This window comes from Polynucleobacter sphagniphilus (assembly GCF_001953355.1).
Classification (GTDB): Bacteria; Pseudomonadota; Gammaproteobacteria; order Burkholderiales; family Burkholderiaceae; genus Polynucleobacter; species Polynucleobacter sphagniphilus.
Genome location: NZ_MPIY01000003.1, coordinates 310,766 through 326,073, shown reverse-complemented (window position 1 = coordinate 326,073; position 15,308 = coordinate 310,766). Strand labels below are relative to the sequence as shown.

Below are 15,308 nucleotides of genomic sequence, written 5' to 3'. Positions count from 1 at the left end.
TTTTTCAAGTCATTACGTATTTTGAGCCAGAAATTTCCTATTTGCAGACTCTTCCCAGCTCAAAAATAGGGGAATGGCTAAGCCCCAAATCAGGCCCACAGCAACAAATTGCCAAGTTTGATTACCACTACCCCAGGTTCCAGCACCCATCTGAATGCCAGCGCCATAGGAAACTGGGCCGCAAATGGCCCCCAATACCCCGCCTAGAAGGGGCTTGCCCTTGAGCCAGGCCAAAGACCCATTGATAGTGCTACCTACCAGCGCCCAGAGTGTCCACATCCATAATGGCGACAGATAAATACTGGGCCAAGTGTCGTAAAAACGCACTACCCCCAAATGAAGTAGCAGCGTGTCAGCGCCCAGGCCATATAAAAACACCTTGAGCACAAGACTAAGCTGGTTTTTAGGGGATGGGGAGCGCCAAATATGAATACCGAGATAAGCCAAAGTCACAAGCACTGGCCAAAATACCCTTTGATTGGCTGCTCCAATGATGCAGGCAAACCAACCGGCCTGAAAAAGAACAAAGTTCCAAAATTTAGCCATCAGACAAACCCAATTAAGCCTAAGAAAAAGGCCACTGCCGACTGGCAATGGCCTTTTGTATGGTGGCGAATCAGGGATTTGAACCCCGGACCTGCGGATTATGATTCCGTCGCTCTAACCAGCTGAGCTAATTCGCCGAACTGGTTATTATAAATGATAGACAAGCATCTGTCTAAATGCGCCCAAACCACAAGCGATTGGGAGCTTAAACGCGCTTTCCTGCGCAGCTTTAGTTAATCAACTAAATAGCCTGCCTCTGTAGGATCTGCCCTAAGGTATTTTGTGAGGCCATCCCTAAGAGAAAGTGGGGTATCTGGGTCTATCGAGCTTGCACTCACTGCACCGATCAGCATCCCAAGTAAAAGACTTACAAGAATGTAATTTACTTTCATATCCATTCCTTAGCAATAAAAATGATTGCTAAGAGAAAGATAGCAGCCTAAAAATACCAGCACATGACAGAAATCAAGATTCCAGGGTATTAAGTTAGTACTTTGGTTTTAGGCTGAAACTAAAGTACTAACTAAATGCTACTTAATTTGGAAAACACTGATGCCTGGCTCTCGATTATAAAAAACGCTCACTTCCACCCTTTTAGCTAAAAAGAGTTTCTTGAGCACTTCGTCTTTGTTTTCAAAGGTAATGGCAGTTTGCTCGGGATAATGCGAAAAGGGATCGCTCATCACCTCCACTGGCACGCCATCAATCTTAATTTGCGTAATAGTGCGCTTATACAGTCGATCTTTTTGAATAAAAATCAGGCGCTTTTGATATTTATCTAAAACCAATTTTTGGCCCTGATCATTCATCTTAAAGTAATACACCAGCTCTTGGCGACGATCTGTAGTGATATCGCGCTCTTCTTCCCATTTCGCAAAACTGCCCTGACTGAGCAGCCCACACACAAGAACAGTAAGCACTTTGATATAGAAAGACATTGACTTCCCTGGAATGGATTTATGATCTAAATTATGCGCCTGCTATCTATTTCCTCCGGCAAAGTGACTCCACTCTTTGGATCACATCATCCAAATTACAAGGTAGTTGCCTCGGGAATTAATAAAACTTCCATTAGTAATTTAGAAAATCCTGTCCCAGTCGAAATTGGCAGGCTTGGTATTAAAGGAGATGAACAGGCAGATTTGAGTGTTCATGGCGGTATTGAAAAAGCAATTTATGTTTACCCTGCAGAACATTACGCCTTTTGGAATGAACTACTCACCCGCGAAACTAAACAGATAGTTGAATTAAACCCCGGCGCTGTTGGAGAAAATTTCACGATTGAAGGTCTGCTAGAGCATGAAGTATTTGTTGGCGATAGACTCACTATTGGTGAGCTTGAGTTTTCAGTTGTCAAACTGAGAGAGCCTTGTTTTAAATTCAATGCCAAAATGGGCTATAAGGGGGCAGCTAAGGCGATGCTCCAGTCTAGCTTTTGCGGCTGGTACTTGCGCGTCATTCAAACAGGAGCGCTGCAAGCAGGTGAACCCATTGCTATTTTTCCTGGTCCCCGAGATACATCGATCGCCGATCAAAATCGCGCCCTTCTCAATCGCAATCAACAGCGCAACTTGTGGGATTAGGAAGGCGCCGAGGACTAAAGGATTTGCTACAGGGATGTTTTCATCATTGAGCAATTGGCTAAGCAATCTATTAACGCGTTTGCGTAATAAATAGTTTGGGCACCCTCAGATCCCAATGGATTGCGGCCACACGTATGCCAAAAATAATTGCAATACAAATCACTGAAGCTTGTACTGTGTACTGAGGAAAGAATTGCAGCACAAGGCCATACAGACAGCAACCCAAGGTGACTGGTATGGCATAAAGCTCATGCGACATCAGGAGTGTTTTTCTGCCAGCCAATACATCTCGCAATAAACCACCACCAATTGCAGTCACTACACCCAAAATAACAGGGGCGACTGGCAAGCCAAAGTTCAGATTCCAGGCCTTATCAAGCCCAGCAATACCAAACAATGCGGCCCCAAAACCATCGATATAAAGCATTGTCCGGTGAATTTGAGGTTGTGTAAAAAAAGATTCAGCAACAAAAGTGGCAATGCTGGCAGCTAGAGCGAGCCAAACATACATTTGCGTTTCAGACCAAAAACTAGGAACACCCAAAATGATGTCTCTGATCGTGCCCCCACCAATTGCCGTAATGACGCCAAGCACCATCACGCCAAAAATATCAACGCCGCGGTCAGCAATTGCCAACACCCCAGTGACTGCAAAGGCAATCGTTGCAACGACACTGATCCAAAAATTAATTTCATGCATAAGGAAAGTCTAAATCAGTTTGAAGAATTTCCTAAAAAAAAGAAGTAGGTAGTAATTAAAAGCCTTTATTCCACATCAGGATCAATGAAAGCGTCAGTAAAGATCCTAAGGTGGTTAACAACACAACTCGAGAGATATTGCCACTGTTAGCATCGTAATACTGAGCCAACATAAAGGGCCCAGTTCCCGTAGGTAATGCACTCAGTATGACAACCGCATTGAGCCATGGCTCGGATAAATCCAAAATAGGTCCTGCAATCACCCAGGCAAGACATGGCTGAAGAATTAACTTGGCAATGCTAATGAACCATGCTTCAGAGGAATTGAATTCACTTTTTTGCAAAAGAAATAAGCCGATTGAAACCAGTGCACAGGGGCTAGCAGCTGCAGCCAAAAAAGAAATCACTTGCTCAAGCGGCGCATACAAGGCAATACCACTTAAAGACCATCCCAGACCAGCAACCGGGGCTACTAATAAAGGGTTTGTGCAGAGAGACTTGAGGACACTCCATCCAATTTCATGGGGCTTTTTATGGGAGAGCATCCCAATCTCAATAAAGACTGTGGCTAAAGCAAATAGTGCAAAAACAATAAAAGTAGAAATGACTGCCGGCGCCAGACCATCCTGACCCAGCGCCAAGATACACAAGGGAATACCCATGTATCCGGTATTCGAGTAAGAGGCACTTAAGCCAGAAAAACTCGCGAGCGCTAAATCACGCTTGCGCCACCAGGAGATCCCAAAAATCAAGCAGTACACCAAAAGGCCGGCTCCACCAAAGGCCTCTATAAATTCGGGTTGCCAAAGTGATTGCCAGGTACTGTTCGCCGCAAAATGAAATAGTTGAGCTGGCAAGGCTAGCCAGATGACAAAGCGATTGAGTTCGGTTGAGGCGTTTTTTCCTAATTTACCAGTTCGACCTGAAACATAACCAAGCAGTATGAGTGCAAAAACAGGCAGGACTACATTAATAACGTAGAACACGGTTAAAGCCTCTACTTAAGCAATTTTTTTAAGCGTCTGCTGATATCGCTGGGCATTTTTAACGTAACGCTCGGATATGTCGTGAATACCAGCAATTTGCTCGGCTGTTAATGTTTTAACCACCTTTGCCGGTGTTCCCAAAATCATGGAACCATCAGGAAATTCTTTCCCTTCAGTGACCAGCGCGCCCGCGCCAACCAAACAATTCTTACCAATCTTCGCCCCATTCAAAATAACGGCACCAATTCCAATCAAACTCCCATCACCGATCTGACAGCCATGAAGCATCACTTGATGACCTACCGTCACATTTTTTCCAATGATTAATGGAAAAGTGGGATCCGTATGCAAAATGGAAGCATCTTGCACATTGCTTGCTTGGCCAATATGAATCAGATCGTTATCTCCGCGTATAACCACCTTGGGCCACACACTCGCGTCTTTATCTAGCCGCACCTGACCAATTACTTCGGCGCTTTCGGCGACCCAAGCACCATCTGCTAAGAGAGGTGCATTTCCGTCTAGTTCGTATATAGCCATGAGCCCATTATAGGTAAAAATACTAAGCTCACTAACCCTCCAAAATAGGTCGGAACATGATTTACAGAGAAAAATAAGGTTTATGATCTAGCCACATACACCTCAAGGAGAACCCATGAAAAAAGTACTAGTTGTTTTAGCCATTCTTGGCGCATTTTCTGGCCTGGCGCAGGCACAGCAAAAAATTCAGGTGCTGAGCACGCAAGAGCTGGTGAATGAATGTAAATTGCCGGCCAGCCCTGAGTCACGTAGCTTCTGCATTGGTTACACCACTGCAATCTATGACACCTATTTAGCCACTCGTCACCCACAACGTGCCAAGCCATTCATTTGCGTAAAACAACCCGCCCCAAAACGGGATGATGTGATTGCGGATTTCGTGAAGTTTGCTGGCGCCAACCCAGAGCTAGCAGACAAACCAGCTGCAGGAACGGTCCTAGGCTTTTTGGCAATGCGCTTCCCTTGCGGCCGTAAATAATTCAACCAATATAAGGAACCGTTGATATGAAAAAAATAATCGCTATCGCAGCTACTGCAGTTGCTATTGCTGGCTGCTCCAACATGAGTAATACAGAACAACGCACCTTATCGGGTGCTGGTATCGGTGCAGCTGCAGGTGCAGTTGGCACAGCCATCTTCCATGGCAACCCTATTTGGGGCGCAGTAGGCGGAGCGGCTGTTGGCGCTGCATCTGGCTATGTTTATGATGCCTACAAAAAGAATCAGGCCGCTGAATATAACTCTGGCTATAACGCCGGAAAAAATAATGCGCCTAATAATGCCCCCAATTAAATTGGCATGAAGTAAGCGCAGTACCCTTTAGCAGTTAATCAATAAAAACCCAGCTTGTATTAATTTACTAGCTGGGTTTTTATTTGGATCTCTCCAGTTAAGACTTTGTGTATAGGGCATTTGTTAGCGATATCCATTAAACGCTCTTTCTGTTCGGCATCTAAATTACCGACAAGTTCAATATCCCGCGTCATTTTTTCCACATCATCCACCCGCTCAGCATGAACAGTCACTATCGCATTTTGTAGATCCCACCCCTTGCGACCCGAGTACATCTTCAAAGTCATCGTGGTACAAGCAGCCAATGCGACCGCCAAATACTCATGCGGTGAAGGGCCCGTTCCAGAGCCCCCATTAATAACTTCAGCATCAGATAAAAAGTGCAAATCACCCACGGACATTTTTTGTTGGAGTGCGCCCACACCAAATTGCGCCGCTACTTTTCTCATGATGAATTTATCCTTTTGCTTTTTCAGCTTTGGCTGCAGTTGGTAGTTCTGCTTTCTTCCAGGCAGAGAACCCACCCTCAAGATGGCAAATATGAGGTACCCCCATCTCCTGGAGTGTTGCAGTTGCTAGCGCAGATCTCCATGCGGAAGCGCAATACAACACCAAGCGCTTGCCTTCACCAAAAATGGGTTTGTAGTATGGGCTATCTGGATCAACCCAAAATTCGAGCATGCCACGCGGTGCATGCAAAGCGTTTGGAATCATGCCCTCACGTTCAAGCTCTCGCACATCGCGAATATCTACAAAAACCGTGTTTTCATCATTCAAAAGTTCCTGCGCCTGCGAGAGCGGTACCGTTTCAATATTTGCCATTGCACGCGCAATCAAATCTTGATAGCCTACTTTTAATTTCACTTTTGTCTCCATTGCTGATAGCTTCATTAATGTTTGATAAATCATAAGGTTATTTACCTAAACCTTGCTCCTGATACTATGCCTTTATGAACTTTACCCCGACTGAACTTGGCGCCAGTATTATTTTTGCTATTGCCGTCATACACACCTTCTGTACTGGTTATTTTGAAACCCTGGCCAGCAAATCACCCAGACATGCCGGCTTATGGCACTTGCTGGGTGAAGTCGAAATCGTTTTTGGATTCTGGGCAGCTGTTCTTGCCATATACATCTGCTTTGTTGATGATTTATCGACTGCGAAGCACTATTTAAACACCCGCAATTACACAGAACCCCTCTTTGTATTTGCGATCATGATTGTGGCTGGCAGCAAACCCATACTACAAGCAGCTACACAAATCTTATATGGCTTCTCAAGAGTCATTCAATTAGTTTTGCGTACCAAAAAAGCGCCTACGCTCTATTTTCTAACCCTATTTATTACCCCGCTGCTTGGCTCCCTCATTACAGAACCTGCCGCCATGACTTTGGCAGCGTTCCTATTACGTGACCTGGTATATCGCCATCAATGCTCAAAGGCTTTACTGTTTGGCACATTGGGTGTTTTATTTGTAAACATCTCTATTGGCGGCACGCTCACTAATTTTGCCGCGCCTCCTGTACTCATGGTTGCCACAGCCTGGGAATGGAGTTCGGCATTCATGTTTGCTCATTTTGGCCTAGAGTCAATCATTGCTATTTTTATTAATGCATTTGCAATTACCCTCCTGTTTCATAAGCAACTGATTGCACCAGAAACAGGGGATCACACTGCGCAGATACCTCTAACGGTGATTTTGATTCACCTATTATTTTTATTTGGCGTGGTTTACTTTGCCCATGATCCAGTGATTTTTATGTGGCTCCTACTCTTTTTTATCGGCTACACCACTGCCTATCCAAAATTTCAGAGTCGCCTGATTTTGAAAGAGGCTCTCTTGGTTGGATTCTTCCTTGCAGGCCTAGTAGTGTTAGGCGCGCTCCAAAGTTGGTGGCTGCAACCCATCCTAGAAAACATGAGCCCAACTGCTGTGTTTTATGGCAGTATGGCTTTAACGGCCATTACAGATAATGCTGCGCTGACTTATTTAGGCTCTCTGGTTACTGGTACTTCTGCTGAATTTAAGCTTGCCTTAGTCGGAGGGGCAGTTGCAGGCGGCGGACTCACAGTGATCGCCAATGCCCCAAATCCTGCAGGAATTGCCATTTTGCGCAACTACTTTCCTAACGCTGCGGTTTCAGCAAGCCTGCTCTTGCTAGCCGCTTTGCCCCCTACTATCGTGACGATTTTGGTTTACCGCCTCATGTAAGAGTGCTTATCACGTAAAATCTGAGCTTGGCCCCCAGCTATAAACCTGAGAACGGCATATGAAAAAGCTCTATATCAAAACCTTCGGCTGTCAAATGAACGAGTACGACTCGGGAAAAATGGCCGACCTCCTCCATGCTGATTCTGGTATGGAAACAACCGACACCCCCGAGGATGCAGATATTGTTCTACTTAATACCTGCTCAATTCGCGAAAAAGCAGAAGACAAAGTATTTTCAGATCTGGGGCGCTTGCGTGAACTGAAAAAAACAAAGCCTCATTTACTGATTGGCGTTGGTGGCTGCGTAGCCAGTCAAGAGGGTCAGCAAATTATTAGCCGAGCACCCTATGTTGACGTCGTTTTTGGTCCCCAAACATTGCATCGCCTCGCCGATTTAATTGCCGATCGTCAAAAGACCGGCGTACCTCAAATAGATATTTCTTTTCCTGAAATTGAAAAGTTTGATCACCTGCCCGCTTCTCGCCAAACTAAGGGGTCGGCTTATGTATCGATCATGGAAGGTTGCTCTAAATATTGCAGTTACTGCGTGGTTCCATACACTCGTGGGGAAGAAGTCTCACGCCCATTCGATGATGTACTCACTGAAGTAGCAGGACTAGCAGCGCAAGGCGTTAAAGAAATTGTGCTGCTTGGTCAAAACGTCAATGCATATTTGGGTAAGATGGGTGGCACAGAAGAGATCGCTGACTTTGCCTTGCTAATTGAATACATTGCAGAGATTCCTGGGGTAGAGCGCATTCGGTTTACTACCAGCCACCCAAAAGAATTTACGCAACGCTTAATTGATGTGTATGCCAAAGTGCCGAAGTTAGTCAGCCACCTCCACTTACCTGTGCAACATGGGTCGGACACCATTCTTTCAGCAATGAAGCGTGGATATACGGCATTGGAATATAAAAGCATCATCCGCAAAATGCGTGCAGTCCGACCAGACCTTACTCTATCGAGTGATTTCATTGTGGGCTTTCCTGGCGAGACAGAGGCCGATTTCGAAAAATTATTAAAGATGGTGCAAGAGCTTCAGTTCGACAATAGCTTTTGCTTTATCTTTAGCCCGCGCCCTGGCACACCCGCCGCAAACTTAGCTGATGACACTCCTTATGAAGTGAAGCTAAAGCGTCTACAAACTTTGCTGGCTTTAGTCGAATCGCAAGCGACTGCCATCAGCAAAGGGATGCTCGGTAATGCAGAAAAAATCTTAATTGAAGGTCTCGCAAAAGATGGTGTAAATCTGCAAGGTCGCTCAGCCAACAATCGCGTCATTCATATTGCTGCTCCTACAAACAATATCGACTCATGGATTGGCCAAATGATCGACGTTAACATTACCGAGGTTCTCAATTACACCCTGCGCGGTGAGCCAGCTCTTGCCTATGAAAACTGAAGCCAAACTTGCTATTGAAATTCAATATGGTAGCCCCGCACTTGAGAAAAAATTAACCCAAGTTATCTCCACTACGCTGATGAAAAAGTGGGTACAGCAGGCTTGCAAACTTTCTGGATTGATCACCTTGCGCTTTGTCAATGCGGCAGAAGGCAAAAAACTCAATAGTGCATTTCGGAATAAAGATAAAGCAACGAATGTTTTGACCTTTCCATACGAGCTTTCCAAAAAAGAGTTGCTAGCTGACATTGTTCTTTGCCTACCCGTCATTCAGAAAGAAGCTCGAGAGCAACAAAAAACCCTCAAAGCGCATCTCGCCCACTTGGTGATTCATGGCTGTCTCCATGCTCAAGGCCATGACCATGAGCATGATCGCGAAGCTTTGAAGATGGAAAAGCTGGAAATCAAGATTCTGCGAGATTTGGGTTTTACAAACCCCTATTTACCCCTTGCCATCTAAGAAGCCATCGCCTTTCATCAAGTTAACCTATTTCTAAGCTATTCTTCCAAGATGCCTGACCCCGCTAAATCCCTACTAGAACGACTGACTGAGTTTCTAACGCCTCAACCCACCAGCGCAGCAGAGCGTCGCCAAGAGCTCATTCACACTCTCAGAGAGGCCCAAACGGAAGGGCTGATTGATGTTGATGCACTCTCGATGATTGAGGGTGTGTTTCAAGTGGGGCAATTATGTGCTCGTGATATTTTGGTGCCACGCGCCCAAATTGATTGGATCGATATCAATCTACCCCTTAGCGAAATCATTAAAAATGTGATTGCAGCAGCGCACTCGCGCTTTCCAGTATTCGACGGCAGCCGAGACAATGTGATTGGAACCTTACTGGCAAAAGACTTATTGCGCCATTCGAGCGAGGAAGATTTTCAAGTACGCGACTGGTTGCGACCTGCAGTATTTATTCCCGAATCAAAGCGTCTGAGCGTGCTCTTGCGTGACTTTAAAGACAATCGCAATCACCTAGCAATTGTGGTTGATGAATATAGCGGCGTTGCAGGAATTATTACGATTGAAGATGTTCTAGAGCAAATCGTGGGCGACATAGAAGACGAGCATGACATTGATGAAGAGGCCGATAACCTGATTGCCTTAGACAATGGTGATATCCGTGTAAAAGGCATCACGGAGCTTGAGCAATTTAATGAGATGCTGGGAACCAACTTCCAAGATGATGGCATTGAAACTGTGGCTGGCTTAGTCATTCAGCATCTTGGTCGTGTACCAAAGATGGGTGAACTCATTGAGATGGATGGGATTGCATTTGAAGTGCAGCGAGCTGATCCGCGCCAAATTCACATCTTGTTGGCTCGGCAGATTCCTAAAAAAGTTAACCCAGATTGAGCTCGCTAGATGGGCAGTTCATGAAGCACAAACTCACCACAACATTGATCACCCTGTTTATCTCAGGTGCAATCTTGGCGGGGGCTGCCGAGTTGCCTCTTGGTGGCTGGCTACAAATTCCTATTTTGGGTTTTATTTTTTGGCAATTAGCTAAGTTACCAGCAATCTCACTTAAAACTCACCTTACGGCATCGGCCTCCTTTGCGCTCGGGTATTTCGTGTGCGGACTGTGGTGGATCTATATCAGCCTGCATGATGTTGGAGGGATGAACCCCATCCTTTCCGCTGCTGCAGTGTTCTTACTCTCCTCTTACACAACATTATTTTTTGTACTCGCCTGCTTGCCTATTTTCTATTACAGAAAATCACCCATCTTAGGTTTAATTCTTGGGGCTAGCTGGGTACTGGCTGAGTATGTGCGCAACGTTTTATTTACTGGATTTCCCTGGCTCGGACTTGCCGAAACACAGGTACATGGACCCTTTGCATCCATCGCTCCATATTTAGGGGGCTTGGGTTGTACCTTCTTTGTCGTGTTGAGCTCCTGGCAACTATTGCAATTACGAAAAAATGTACGTGGACTCCTGGTTTTTGCTCTCAGCCTTACAGTACTTTCACAGCTCCCAGGTTTGTGGGCTTTTACCAAGCCAACCGGCGAACCCCTCAGCATTGAACTGATTCAAGGAAACTTTGCCCAACACCTTGTCTTTAGTCGTGAAGGTATGTTTAGGCAAATACAGTTTTATGAAAATGCAATGATCCATTCACAGGCCCAGCTGGTTGTCTCGCCAGAGACTTCGCTTCCCTGGCCTGAAATGAGCCTGCCCATAGGCACCTTAGATCGTTTACAAGACTTAGCCAATGAAAACCACAGTACCCTTCTATTTGGGGCGATTGGTTACCATGAAAATCCGCCTGATGGCCGAGAGTTTTCAAATCGCGCACTTGGACTGAGTGATCACAACCCACCTTATCGCTATGACAAATCCCACCTTGTGCCCTTTGGAGAATTCATCCCACCGGGCTTTCGCTGGTTCGTGAATGCATTTAGCGTGCCCTTAAGTGATTTCGCACGCGGCCCCACCAATCAACCCCTATTCCGTATCGCCAGACAGAATGAAGAACCGCTTTATGCAGCCATTACGATTTGCTATGAGGATGTATTTGGCGGTGAGTTGGCAACTCGCCTGCGCAATTCAGATCAAGAAGCCAACCTATTAATTAATATGACCAATTTAGCCTGGTTTGGAGCTTCTCAGGCCCCTACCCAGCAATTACGCCTTTCCCAGTTGCGCTCTCTTGAGACTGGTTTACCGGCACTCAGAGCCACTAATACCGGGGTGACAGCAGTTTTAGGTCCTGATGGTCGGGTTTTAGCGGAACTACCGCAATTTACCCAAGCGACCTTAAGCGCAAAATTACAGGCCTACAGCGGCAAAACGCCTTATGTCCGCTGGGGTAATGCCCCTATTTTGAGTTTGGCTTGCCTTCTGCTTGTTTTAGGCTTTATTCGGCAAAAACGCTTTTAAAGCTTTGCTGTCTTAGCCATGTAAAATCAATGGCTTAGCTAGGTTAATCATGCTCACATTTCAGCAAATCATTCTCAAACTTCAAGACTACTGGGACCAACAAGGTTGCGCCCTTTTGCAACCTATCGATCTCGAGGTCGGTGCCGGTACATCTCATACAGCCACCTTCTTACGCGCTATCGGCCCAGAGCCTTGGAAAGCAGCCTATGTCCAGCCATCGCGTCGACCCAAAGATGGGCGCTATGGCGAGAACCCAAATCGCTTGCAGCACTACTACCAATATCAGGTTGTGCTTAAGCCAGCACCCGAAAATATTCTTGAACTGTACCTAGGTTCATTGGCCGCCTTGGGCTTAGATCTCAAAGAAAACGATGTGCGTTTTGTTGAGGACGACTGGGAGAACCCTACTTTAGGCGCCTGGGGACTGGGCTGGGAAGTTTGGCTGAACGGCATGGAAGTAACCCAATTTACCTACTTCCAGCAAGTAGGTGGTTTAGATTGCAAGCCGGTACTGGGCGAAATTACTTACGGTATTGAGCGCTTGGCCATGTATATCCAAAACTGCTCTAACGTCTACGATCTTGTGTGGGCCGATGGCATTACCTATGGTGATGTGTATCACCAGAACGAAGTAGAGCAGTCTTGCTACAACTTCGAACATTCCAATACTGATTTGTTATTTGCAAACTTCTCAAACTATGAGAGCGAAGCTAAGCGCCTCATGGAAGTACCTTTGGCATTACCAGCTTATGAAATGGTTTTAAAAGCAGCGCATACCTTCAATTTGCTTGATGCACGCGGCGCAATCTCCGTTACCGAACGTGCAGCCTATATTGGCCGTATTCGGAATCTCTCCCGCGCAGTTGCACAAGCTTACTTTGAATCTCGAGAAAAGCTGGGATTCCCAATGTGCCAACCCAAAGCTATCGCTTAAGCACCGCCATCTAAATATGAGTACACCCAATACGCTTTCCCCATCAGCCAATTTGTTGATTGAAGTATTTACTGAGGAACTGCCTCCAAAATCATTGCGCCGCTTAGGTGATGCATTTAGCGAAGGTATTTACAGCCACCTAAAGCATGCTGGTTTAGCAGGTGACGATTCCATCGTGACCAGTTATGCAACACCACGTCGCTTGGCAGTGCATATTAGCCATGTCCTGAGTCAAGCCCCAGATTACCCTGTAAGAGAAAAATTATTGCCCACCAGTATTGCCTTTGATGCTGATGGCAAACCAACTGCCCCTTTACTCAAAAAATTAAGCGCACTTGGCTATGCGGATATTGATATCGCCACCCTAGAAAAATCAGGTGAAGGTAAGAACGAAGCGCTCTACCTCAATATCACCGCCAAAGGTGCCTCCCTGCAAGATTTGGCCCAAACTGCACTGATTCAAACTTTGAATAAGCTACCGATTGCCAAGATGATGCACTACCAAGTGCTCCAAAAAAATGGTGCACTTGCTGATGTTCAATTTGCGCGTCCTGCTCATCGCATCATTGCCTTACATGGCAATCACTCTTTGAATATCAGCGCATTAGGAATTAATGCAAGCAATCAAACTGAAGGTCACCGCTTCTTAGCCCCTGGCGTCATCACCATTGCATCAGCAGATCAATATGAATCTGCTTTGCAAGCGGATGCCAAAATATTGCCTAGCTTTAACAAGCGTCGTCAATTTATTGAAACTGCTCTATTAAAAGCGGCTGGCGATGATTTGGTATTGATGCCTGATAGCCTACTAGATGAAGTAACAGCCCTGGTAGAGTGGCCAGCTATTTACGAGTGCCATTTCGATAATGAATTCTTAGAAGTACCTCAGGAATGCCTGATCCTTACTATGCAAACCAATCAAAAGTATTTTGCATTGACGGATAAACAAGGCAAGCTACGCAATCGTTTTTTAATTGTTTCTAATATTCAAACCGATAAACCTGCAGCGATTATTTCTGGTAATGAGCGCGTTGTGCGCCCCCGCCTTTCAGATGCGCGCTTTTTCTTTCAGCAAGATCAAAAGCGTACGCTCGCAGCGCGGGTAGCGGACCTGGGTAAAGTGGTCTATCACAATCAACTCGGCAATCAATTAGATCGCACCCTGCGCGTGCAAGCCATTGCTAGCGGAATCGCAACACAATTGGGTGTGGATGACAAATTAGCTAATCGTGCAGCGGAAATTGCTAAGACTGATTTGCTGACCGATATGGTGGGTGAGTTCCCAGAATTACAAGGCATCATGGGGCGCTACTACGCCACCCACGATGGCGAGGATACAGAAGTAGCCAGCGCATGCAGTGAGCACTATATGCCCCGCTTTGCAGGAGATGCATTGCCGACAACCCAAACAGGCTCGATCTTGGCCATTGCCGATAAGTTGGAAACATTGGTTGGCATTTGGGGAGTAGGCTTAGCGCCAACCGGTGATAAAGATCCGTACGCCCTACGTCGTCATGCGCTAGGTATTTGCCGCCTCTTGCTAGAAAAAAATCTTGCTCTCCATCTACCTAAACTCATTGAGCTTGCAAAAGCGCAGTTTCCCCAAAAAGACGTACAAGAAAAAGCCAAGGCTGAGGACATCTATGTCTTTATTCTGGATCGCTTGCGTGCTTACCTGAAAGATCAATCTGTTGGGGGCAAGCCATTTACTAGCGCTGAAATTGATGCCGTACTTTCTCAATCTCCTACCCAGTTAAATGACCTCATTGATCGCTTAATTGCCTTGCGTGAATTCAATGCTCTGACTGAAGCAAGCCAATTAGCAGCAGCTAATAAGCGCATCAGCAACATCTTAAAGAAAACAACGACTGCAATACCTGCCATGTGCTCCAAAGCCCTTTTGCACAATCCGGCAGAGATCGCGCTCTATCAGGCCCTAGAAAATATCAGCCCAGCCCTCTCATTAGCCTATGAACAGCGCCAATTTGTAGAGCTCTTAAAAGCACTAGTGGCGCTGAGCCAACCTATTGACCAATTCTTCGCTGATGTCATGGTAATGGACCCCAATCCAGAGCTGCGCGATAACCGCTTAGCACTCCTGCAACAACTGCACCAAAAAATGAATCTGATTGCCGACCTCGGCAAATTAGCATGAGTAGTAACACCAATAAATTAATCATTCTCGATCGCGACGGGGTGATTAATGAGGATCGGGATGACTACGTTAAATCCAGTGATGAGTGGATTCCGCTTCTAGGCAGCTTAGAAGCAATTGCCCTACTCAATCATGCGGGCTATCAAATCGCTATTGCCACCAATCAATCCGGTATAGCAAGGGGTTTCTTTGGTATGAATGATCTGGATGCTATGCATAACAAAATGGAAAAATTACTGCAGCCTTTAGGTGGTCAGATAGATAGTATTTTCTTCTGTCCCCATACCGATGCCCAGCAATGTGATTGCCGAAAGCCCTTACCAGGACTCATGAAACAAATAGCGCTACATTACAAAAAAAATGACAGTGACAGCCCACTCTCAGGCGTACCAATCGTTGGAGATTCATTGCGAGATTTACAGGCAGGGGTAGCATTGGGTGCCTCACCCCATTTAGTGCTCACTGGCAAAGGCCAGAAAACCCTGTCAAAAGGGGGTCTACCAGAGGGCACTGAAATTCATCAAGATCTACTGGCCTTTACGAATACACTCTTAGGAACGAAGTCTTAA

The 15,308-nt window shown here is 45.9% G+C and carries 19 protein-coding genes and 1 tRNA gene; 11 read left to right on the top strand and 9 right to left on the bottom strand.

Going from position 1 to position 15,308, the window contains the following annotated elements:
* Nucleotides 1-12: 12 nt before the first annotated feature.
* From BOQ04_RS05320 to BOQ04_RS05310, 4 genes are all read right to left on the bottom strand, one after another.
* Nucleotides 13-546 (bottom strand): DUF2878 domain-containing protein, encoded by a 534-nt coding sequence (locus tag BOQ04_RS05320; RefSeq protein WP_076023720.1) that lies wholly within the window; start codon nucleotides 544-546, stop codon nucleotides 13-15.
* Nucleotides 547-606: 60 nt separating this feature from the next.
* Nucleotides 607-683: transfer RNA gene (locus tag BOQ04_RS05315), tRNA-Met, on the bottom strand.
* 96 nt (nucleotides 684-779) lie between these two features.
* Entirely contained in the window at nucleotides 780-938 is a 159-nt protein-coding gene (locus tag BOQ04_RS10710) for a hypothetical protein (RefSeq protein WP_158025478.1), read from the bottom strand.
* Between the two features lie 138 nt (nucleotides 939-1,076).
* Nucleotides 1,077-1,484, bottom strand: a complete 408-nt coding sequence (locus tag BOQ04_RS05310) for a hypothetical protein (protein ID WP_076023719.1) — start codon at nucleotides 1,482-1,484, stop codon at nucleotides 1,077-1,079.
* A 33-nt stretch (nucleotides 1,485-1,517) separates the two neighbouring features.
* Between BOQ04_RS05310 and BOQ04_RS05305 the strand changes: the two genes are divergently transcribed.
* Nucleotides 1,518-2,129, top strand: a complete 612-nt coding sequence (locus BOQ04_RS05305; protein WP_076023718.1) for an MOSC domain-containing protein — start codon at nucleotides 1,518-1,520, stop codon at nucleotides 2,127-2,129.
* Nucleotides 2,130-2,199: 70 nt separating this feature from the next.
* Here the strand turns inward: BOQ04_RS05305 and BOQ04_RS05300 are convergent, their stop codons facing one another.
* Genes BOQ04_RS05300 through BOQ04_RS05290 form a run of 3 tightly spaced genes read right to left on the bottom strand, consistent with a single transcriptional unit; the run spans nucleotide 2,200 to nucleotide 4,354 of the window.
* A complete protein-coding gene (locus BOQ04_RS05300; RefSeq protein WP_076023717.1) occupies nucleotides 2,200-2,829 on the bottom strand; it encodes a trimeric intracellular cation channel family protein in 630 nt (209 codons plus the stop codon).
* Nucleotides 2,830-2,884: 55 nt separating this feature from the next.
* Nucleotides 2,885-3,814: an AEC family transporter gene (locus BOQ04_RS05295; RefSeq protein WP_076023716.1), complete on the bottom strand. Its 930-nt coding sequence runs from the start codon at nucleotides 3,812-3,814 to the stop codon at nucleotides 2,885-2,887.
* Between the two features lie 15 nt (nucleotides 3,815-3,829).
* Nucleotides 3,830-4,354 carry a gamma carbonic anhydrase family protein gene (locus BOQ04_RS05290; protein WP_076023715.1) on the bottom strand — a complete coding sequence of 175 codons (525 nt, stop codon included), beginning with the start codon at nucleotides 4,352-4,354 and terminating at the stop codon, nucleotides 3,830-3,832.
* Nucleotides 4,355-4,469: 115 nt separating this feature from the next.
* Between BOQ04_RS05290 and BOQ04_RS05285 the strand changes: the two genes are divergently transcribed.
* Together BOQ04_RS05285 and BOQ04_RS05280 are read left to right on the top strand one after the other, a co-directional pair.
* Nucleotides 4,470-4,832: a Rap1a/Tai family immunity protein gene (locus BOQ04_RS05285; protein WP_076023714.1), complete on the top strand. Its 363-nt coding sequence runs from the start codon at nucleotides 4,470-4,472 to the stop codon at nucleotides 4,830-4,832.
* Nucleotides 4,833-4,858: 26 nt separating this feature from the next.
* On the top strand, nucleotides 4,859-5,146 hold the full coding sequence (locus tag BOQ04_RS05280) for a glycine zipper domain-containing protein (protein ID WP_076023713.1): 288 nt from the start codon (nucleotides 4,859-4,861) through the stop codon (nucleotides 5,144-5,146).
* A 59-nt stretch (nucleotides 5,147-5,205) separates the two neighbouring features.
* On the opposite strand, the gene BOQ04_RS05275 is transcribed toward BOQ04_RS05280, so the two are convergent.
* On the bottom strand, nucleotides 5,206-5,595 hold the full coding sequence (locus BOQ04_RS05275) for an OsmC family protein (protein ID WP_076023712.1): 390 nt from the start codon (nucleotides 5,593-5,595) through the stop codon (nucleotides 5,206-5,208).
* A gap of 7 nt (nucleotides 5,596-5,602) precedes the next feature.
* Entirely contained in the window at nucleotides 5,603-6,010 is a 408-nt protein-coding gene (locus BOQ04_RS05270) for a rhodanese-like domain-containing protein (RefSeq protein WP_076023850.1), read from the bottom strand.
* 86 nt (nucleotides 6,011-6,096) lie between these two features.
* Between BOQ04_RS05270 and BOQ04_RS05265 the strand changes: the two genes are divergently transcribed.
* From BOQ04_RS05265 to gmhB, 8 genes are read left to right on the top strand one after another with little or no spacing between them, the layout of a single operon-like run.
* Nucleotides 6,097-7,359, top strand: a complete 1,263-nt coding sequence (locus BOQ04_RS05265; protein WP_076023711.1) for a putative Na+/H+ antiporter — start codon at nucleotides 6,097-6,099, stop codon at nucleotides 7,357-7,359.
* A 58-nt stretch (nucleotides 7,360-7,417) separates the two neighbouring features.
* A complete protein-coding gene (miaB, locus tag BOQ04_RS05260) occupies nucleotides 7,418-8,764 on the top strand; it encodes a tRNA (N6-isopentenyl adenosine(37)-C2)-methylthiotransferase MiaB (protein WP_076023710.1) in 1,347 nt (448 codons plus the stop codon).
* Nucleotides 8,754-9,224 carry an rRNA maturation RNase YbeY gene (gene ybeY, locus BOQ04_RS05255; protein WP_076023709.1) on the top strand — a complete coding sequence of 157 codons (471 nt, stop codon included), beginning with the start codon at nucleotides 8,754-8,756 and terminating at the stop codon, nucleotides 9,222-9,224. Before miaB ends, ybeY begins: the two co-directional genes overlap by 11 nt.
* A 51-nt stretch (nucleotides 9,225-9,275) precedes the next feature.
* Nucleotides 9,276-10,121, top strand: a complete 846-nt coding sequence (locus BOQ04_RS05250) for a CorC family transporter (RefSeq protein ID WP_076023708.1) — start codon at nucleotides 9,276-9,278, stop codon at nucleotides 10,119-10,121.
* A gap of 20 nt (nucleotides 10,122-10,141) precedes the next feature.
* Nucleotides 10,142-11,650: an apolipoprotein N-acyltransferase gene (gene lnt / locus BOQ04_RS05245; protein ID WP_076023707.1), complete on the top strand. Its 1,509-nt coding sequence runs from the start codon at nucleotides 10,142-10,144 to the stop codon at nucleotides 11,648-11,650.
* 49 nt (nucleotides 11,651-11,699) lie between these two features.
* Entirely contained in the window at nucleotides 11,700-12,584 is an 885-nt protein-coding gene (gene glyQ, locus BOQ04_RS05240) for a glycine--tRNA ligase subunit alpha (protein WP_076023706.1), read from the top strand.
* Nucleotides 12,585-12,600: 16 nt separating this feature from the next.
* Nucleotides 12,601-14,739, top strand: a complete 2,139-nt coding sequence (glyS, locus tag BOQ04_RS05235) for a glycine--tRNA ligase subunit beta (protein ID WP_076023705.1) — start codon at nucleotides 12,601-12,603, stop codon at nucleotides 14,737-14,739.
* Nucleotides 14,736-15,308, top strand: coding sequence for a D-glycero-beta-D-manno-heptose 1,7-bisphosphate 7-phosphatase (gene gmhB / locus BOQ04_RS05230; protein ID WP_076023704.1), 573 nt, complete (start codon nucleotides 14,736-14,738; stop codon nucleotides 15,306-15,308). The genes glyS and gmhB overlap by 4 nt, the downstream gene beginning before the upstream one ends.

Bases quoted from the DNA above. Each gene is read 5' to 3' on its own strand.
- BOQ04_RS05275 (WP_076023712.1), bottom strand. From the start codon at position 5,595: ATGAGAAAAGTAGCGGCGCAATTTGGTGTGGGCGCACTCCAACAAAAA.
- BOQ04_RS05280 (WP_076023713.1), top strand. From the start codon at position 4,859: ATGAAAAAAATAATCGCTATCGCAGCTACTGCAGTTGCTATTGCTGGC.
- lnt (WP_076023707.1), top strand. From the start codon at position 10,142: ATGAAGCACAAACTCACCACAACATTGATCACCCTGTTTATCTCAGGT.
- BOQ04_RS05300 (WP_076023717.1), bottom strand. From the start codon at position 2,829: ATGCATGAAATTAATTTTTGGATCAGTGTCGTTGCAACGATTGCCTTT.
- glyS (WP_076023705.1), top strand. From the start codon at position 12,601: ATGAGTACACCCAATACGCTTTCCCCATCAGCCAATTTGTTGATTGAA.
- BOQ04_RS10710 (WP_158025478.1), bottom strand. From the start codon at position 938: ATGAAAGTAAATTACATTCTTGTAAGTCTTTTACTTGGGATGCTGATC.
- BOQ04_RS05310 (WP_076023719.1), bottom strand. From the start codon at position 1,484: ATGTCTTTCTATATCAAAGTGCTTACTGTTCTTGTGTGTGGGCTGCTC.
- gmhB (WP_076023704.1), top strand. From the start codon at position 14,736: ATGAGTAGTAACACCAATAAATTAATCATTCTCGATCGCGACGGGGTG.
- miaB (WP_076023710.1), top strand. From the start codon at position 7,418: ATGAAAAAGCTCTATATCAAAACCTTCGGCTGTCAAATGAACGAGTAC.
- BOQ04_RS05285 (WP_076023714.1), top strand. From the start codon at position 4,470: ATGAAAAAAGTACTAGTTGTTTTAGCCATTCTTGGCGCATTTTCTGGC.
- BOQ04_RS05290 (WP_076023715.1), bottom strand. From the start codon at position 4,354: ATGGCTATATACGAACTAGACGGAAATGCACCTCTCTTAGCAGATGGT.
- BOQ04_RS05320 (WP_076023720.1), bottom strand. From the start codon at position 546: ATGGCTAAATTTTGGAACTTTGTTCTTTTTCAGGCCGGTTGGTTTGCC.
- BOQ04_RS05250 (WP_076023708.1), top strand. From the start codon at position 9,276: ATGCCTGACCCCGCTAAATCCCTACTAGAACGACTGACTGAGTTTCTA.
- glyQ (WP_076023706.1), top strand. From the start codon at position 11,700: ATGCTCACATTTCAGCAAATCATTCTCAAACTTCAAGACTACTGGGAC.
- BOQ04_RS05265 (WP_076023711.1), top strand. From the start codon at position 6,097: ATGAACTTTACCCCGACTGAACTTGGCGCCAGTATTATTTTTGCTATT.
- BOQ04_RS05305 (WP_076023718.1), top strand. From the start codon at position 1,518: ATGCGCCTGCTATCTATTTCCTCCGGCAAAGTGACTCCACTCTTTGGA.
- ybeY (WP_076023709.1), top strand. From the start codon at position 8,754: ATGAAAACTGAAGCCAAACTTGCTATTGAAATTCAATATGGTAGCCCC.